This window comes from Streptomyces sp. McG3, from assembly GCF_018619185.1.
Lineage (GTDB): Bacteria > Actinomycetota > Actinomycetes > Streptomycetales > Streptomycetaceae > Streptomyces.
Genome location: NZ_JAAXYC010000487.1, coordinates 1 through 3,901, shown reverse-complemented (window position 1 = coordinate 3,901; position 3,901 = coordinate 1). Strand labels below are relative to the sequence as shown.

The window sequence follows — 3,901 nt, the reverse complement described above, 5'->3', positions numbered from 1 at the left end:
GGGCCGTCCGGGGCGGACGCGGGCCGGGGCGGGGCGGACGCGGGCCGGGGCCGTCCGGGACCGGTCCGGAGCCGTGGACCGGGCTCCGGCTGGTTCGCGGGGGCGCCGGGGGCAGGCGCGGTGCGCGGGTCAGCCGGGCTGGCCGTATCCCTTGAGCGCCTCCGTCACCTCGTCCAGCTGGGCCGCGTCGAGGAGGGCCGGGGTGCGGCCGGGCACGGAGCTCGCGGTGAGCCAGAGGCGGCAGAGCCACTCCAGTTGGGCGGTGCGCTCGTAGGCCCGGTCGAGCGTGTCGCCGTAGGTGACGGTGCCGTGGTTGGCCAGCAGGCAGCCGGTGCGGCCCGCCAGGGCCCCGAGCATGGCCTCGGCCAGTTCCGGGGTGCCGTAGCGGGCGTAGGCGGCGGTGCGGACGGGGCCGCCGAGGATGGCGGCGGCGTAGTGGACGAGCGGCACCTCGGTGACGAGGGTGGAGACGGCGGTGGCGTGCACGGCGTGGGTGTGGACCACGGCGGCGGCGTCGGTGGAGCGGTAGACGGCCAGGTGGAGGGGGAGTTCGCTGGTCGGCCCGAGGTCGCCGAGGACCTGGCGGCCCTCCAGATCGACTCCGACCGCGTCCCGGGGGCCGAGCCGGTCGTAGGGCACCCCGCTGGGCGTGACCAGGACCAGGTCGCCGACGCGTGCCGACACATTGCCCGAGGTGCCGACGACCAGGCCGTCCGCGGCGCTGCGACGGGCGGTCGCGACGACGTCCAGCCAGGTCCGGCCGATGGATTCCGGGTGCTGCTCGCTCATGGGGCGAGCGTAGGGGTCAAGAGGCGCAACCGGAACGTCACATGGGAGGTGACGGAGGTCTCTTCCGAGTGCCGAACAGCCGTTCAAAATGTTCGCCAATCGGAGGCAAAGGGCAGCCCACGCCCCGCCTCACAGGCACCGCACAGCCCCTCCCGCGCACAAGCGGAGGCGGCCCACTCCGTTTGGGGTCACCGCAACGCCCTGCTCAGTTCATCTTCCGTTCATCCAGGTTGCCTACGGTCCACGTGCCACTGACGTCGAACGATTGCCTGGGTAAATGGAACACATCACGCTGCTGCTTGCGATTGTGGTCGTGACAGCTCTCGTGTTCGATTTCACGAACGGTTTCCACGACACTGCCAACGCGATGGCGACGACCATCTCGACCGGCGCCCTGAAGCCCAAGACAGCGGTGGCGATGTCCGCCGTTCTCAACCTGATCGGCGCGTTCCTGTCGGTGGAGGTCGCCAAGACGATCTCCGGCGGGATTGTCAACGAGGACGGCCTCAGAACCGAGGTCATCTTCGCGGCGCTCGTCGGCGCCATCCTGTGGAATCTCCTGACCTGGCTGGTCGGCCTGCCCTCCAGCTCCTCCCACGCCCTGTTCGGCGGTCTGATCGGCGCGGCGGTCATGTCGGCCGGCTGGTCCTCGATCAACGGCGGCACCGTCGTCACGAAGGTGCTGCTCCCGGCGATCGCCGCCCCGCTGGTCGCCGGCCTCGCCGCGATGCTGGCCACGCGACTGACGTACCGGATCAACCGGAACGTCACCGACGAGGGTCAGCTGAAGTCGACGGCCAAGGGCTACCGGGCCGGACAGATCGCCTCCGCCGGTCTCGTCTCGCTCGCCCACGGCACGAACGACGCCCAGAAGACGATGGGCATCATCACGCTGGCCCTGGTCACCGGCGGCGTCCTCGCCCCCGGCTCCAACCCGCCGATGTGGGTCATCGTCTCCGCCGGTGTGGCCATCGCGCTCGGCACCTACCTCGGCGGCTGGCGCATCATCCGCACGATGGGCAAGGGGCTGACCGACCTCCAGCCGCCGCAGGGCTTCGCCGCCCAGACCAGCGCGGCGACCGTGATCCTGGCCTCCTCGCACCTCGGCTTCTCGCTCTCCACCACCCAGTCCTGCTCCGGTGCCGTGATGGGCGCGGGCCTCGGCCGCAAGGGGGGCGTGGTCCGCTGGTCCACCGCCACCCGGATGTTCGTCGCCTGGGGGCTGACGCTCCCGGCGGCCGGTCTGATCGGTGCGGGCGCCGAGTTCCTGACCAAGCAGGGCCCCTGGGGCATCACGGTCACCGCGATCCTCCTCGTGGGCGGCTCCTTCGCCATCTGGCTGGCCTCGCGCCGCCAGCCGGTCGACCACACCAACGTCAACGACACGGACGGGGAGGGCGAGCCCCAGGGCATCGTCACCGCCGCCATGGCGGCGGTCCAGCCGCCGCCCGTCGGCGGCCCGGCCGCCGACCTCGCCACCACCATCCCGGCCCCGGCCCCGTCGCCCGACGACCCGGCCCGGCCGCCGGCCAAGGTGTAAGGACAGATCCGCATGAAAATCGACTGGGCAGCTCTCGCCTCCGTCTTCGGTGTCAGCCTGGTGGTCACCGTCGCGCTGGTCGGCCTCTTCACCCTGGGCATCGTCGCCCTCTCCAAGCAGTCCGCCACGGCCGGAGGCAGCGCCTCCGGCGGGTCGGTGGCACTGGCGCGCACCGGCGCCTACGCCTGCTTCGCGCTGTGCGTCGCGGCGGTCTCGTACGGGATCTACCTGATCGTCGCCTGACCCCGTACCCCGCACTCCTCCGGGCCGGACACACCTCGTGTGTCCGGCCCGATGTGCGTCTGCGCACAGTGGAGCCTCGCAGGTCAACAGCGAGTTGACGGCTGTTCGCGGGGCGTGGTGGACTGCCGGAGCCATTTACGGCGACAGCAGAGGAAGCCGGTGCGAATCCGGCGCGGTCCCGCCACTGTCACCGGGGAGCACTCCCCCACACCGGACGTCACGGCCCGCTCGACGCGGGCTGGAAGGCCGGGGGAACTGCGGATCCGGAAGCCAGGAGACTCTCGTCGCCGGTCACGTCGAACCAGGGCGCGGACCCTGAGTGAGGACATACGCCATGCCCGGCCGCCGTGCGCCGCTTCCTGTGCCCCCCACGACAGGCCCTCGCGCCGGAACATCTCTCCCCGCGACCGGCTGAGCCGTGCGTGCCGACCGCGTTTTCGCGTACGGCGCCACGGCCGGGCTGATCGCCGACGCCCTGCTCGGCGACCCCCGTCGGGGCCATCCCGTCGCCGGATTCGGCCGCGCCGCCGCGCGGGTGGAGTCCCTGCTGTGGCGTGACGACCGGGGCCGGGGCGCGCTGCACACCCTCGTCTGCGCCGGAGGCGCCGTGGGGGCCGCCGCGCTGACCGCGCGCGCCGTCCGGGGACGCCCCGCGCTCGCCGTCGCGCTGACCGCCGCCACCGCCTGGTCCGTCATGGGCGGTACGTCGCTGGGGCGGGAGGCCCGTGCCATCGGCGGCGCCCTGGCCGCCGGAGACCTGGAGGTGGCGCGGGAGCGGCTGCCGCACCTGTGCGGGCGCGATCCGCACTCCCTGGACGGTCCGGGCATCGCCCGCGCGGTCGTCGAGTCGGTCGCCGAGAACACCTCGGACGCCGTCGTCGGCGCGCTGGTGTGGGGGGCGCTCGGCGGGGTGCCGGGGCTCGTCGGCTTCCGGGCCGTGAACACGCTCGACGCGATGGTCGGTCACAAGTCGCCCCGCTACCGCCGTTACGGCTGGGCCTCGGCCCGCCTGGACGACCTCGCGGGGTGGCCCGGCGCGCGTCTGACGGCCGCGCTGGCCGTGGCGGGCGGCGGGCGGCCCCGGGAGGCCGTACGCGCCTGGAGGGCGGACGCGGGGCGTCACCCGAGCCCGAACGCGGGGCCGGTGGAGGCCGCGTTCGCGGGGGCGCTCGGCGTGCGGCTGGGCGGGACCCTGGCGTACGCGGGGCGCGTCGAGCACCGGCCGGTGCTGAACGGGGAGTCCGGGCGGGACGTGCGGGGCACGGACATCGAACGCGCGGTACGGCTGTCGCGCCGGGTGAGCACGCTGGCCCTCGGTGTGTGCGTGGC

Annotated in this window: 4 protein-coding genes and 1 riboswitch; of the genes, 3 read left to right on the top strand and 1 reads right to left on the bottom strand. The window is 73.5% G+C overall.

What is annotated here, in order from left to right; translation table 11 throughout:
- Positions 1 to 129 precede the first annotated feature (129 nt).
- On the bottom strand, positions 130 to 789 hold the full coding sequence (locus HET64_RS37420; RefSeq protein WP_215111692.1) for a class II aldolase/adducin family protein: 660 nt from the start codon (positions 787 to 789) through the stop codon (positions 130 to 132).
- 277 nt (positions 790 to 1,066) lie between these two features.
- Here HET64_RS37420 and HET64_RS37415 point away from each other — a divergent pair, with 277 nt between their 5' ends.
- The 3 genes from HET64_RS37415 to HET64_RS37405 all read left to right on the top strand — a co-directional run.
- Positions 1,067 to 2,329, top strand: coding sequence for an inorganic phosphate transporter (locus HET64_RS37415; protein WP_215111691.1), 1,263 nt, complete (start codon positions 1,067 to 1,069; stop codon positions 2,327 to 2,329).
- Between the two features lie 12 nt (positions 2,330 to 2,341).
- Complete coding sequence (locus tag HET64_RS37410; protein ID WP_010061387.1) at positions 2,342 to 2,572, top strand: hypothetical protein; 231 nt, start codon at positions 2,342 to 2,344, stop codon at positions 2,570 to 2,572.
- A 148-nt stretch (positions 2,573 to 2,720) separates the two neighbouring features.
- Positions 2,721 to 2,853, top strand: a riboswitch (cobalamin riboswitch).
- A gap of 137 nt (positions 2,854 to 2,990) precedes the next feature.
- The coding region (locus HET64_RS37405) for a cobalamin biosynthesis protein (protein ID WP_215111690.1) at positions 2,991 to 3,901 on the top strand (911 nt) is incomplete at its 3' end.